This is a genomic window from Ruegeria sp. AL12 (assembly GCF_056540885.1).
The window spans coordinates 1-624 of the sequence record NZ_JBQFXN010000151.1; the positions used below are offsets into that span (position 1 = coordinate 1).

General features: G+C 62.0%; 1 protein-coding gene. It reads right to left on the reverse strand.

Annotated elements, in window-relative coordinates:
- The coding region (locus ACR0C6_RS21935; RefSeq protein ID WP_480621285.1) for a PLP-dependent aminotransferase family protein at window positions 1-624 on the reverse strand (624 nt) is incomplete at both ends.

Genomic DNA, 624 nt, shown 5'->3' on the forward strand with positions numbered 1-624 from the left:
ACCAGACCGGCGAAATGCGCCATGTCCACGTGCAGATAGGCACCGACCATGTCGGCGATCTGACGCATGCGGGCAAAGTCGATCTGGCGCGGGATGGCCGAACCGCCGGCGATGATCAGCTTGGGCTGGTGTTCCTTCGCCAGCGCCTCGACCTGATCGTAATCCAGCATGTTGTCCTGCTGGCGCACGCCGTATTGCACCGCGTTGAACCACTTGCCCGACTGGTTGGGCCGCGCACCGTGGGTCAGGTGGCCACCGGCATCCAGGCTCATGCCCAGAATGGTGTCGCCGGGCTTGATCAGCGCCTGAAACACGCCCTGGTTGGCCTGAGAGCCGGAATTGGGCTGCACGTTGGCGAATTCACAGCCGAACAGTTGCTTGGCGCGGTCGATGGCCAGGTTTTCGGCGATGTCGACGAACTGGCAGCCGCCATAATAGCGGCGGCCGGGATAGCCTTCGGCGTATTTGTTGGTCATCACCGAGCCCTGCGCCTCCATCACGGCGGCAGAGACGATGTTCTCGGACGCGATCAGCTCGATCTCGTCGCGCTGACGACCCAGTTCCGACGTGATCGAGCCAAAAAGCTCGGGATCACGATCAGAAAGGGACTGGGTGAAAAATCCG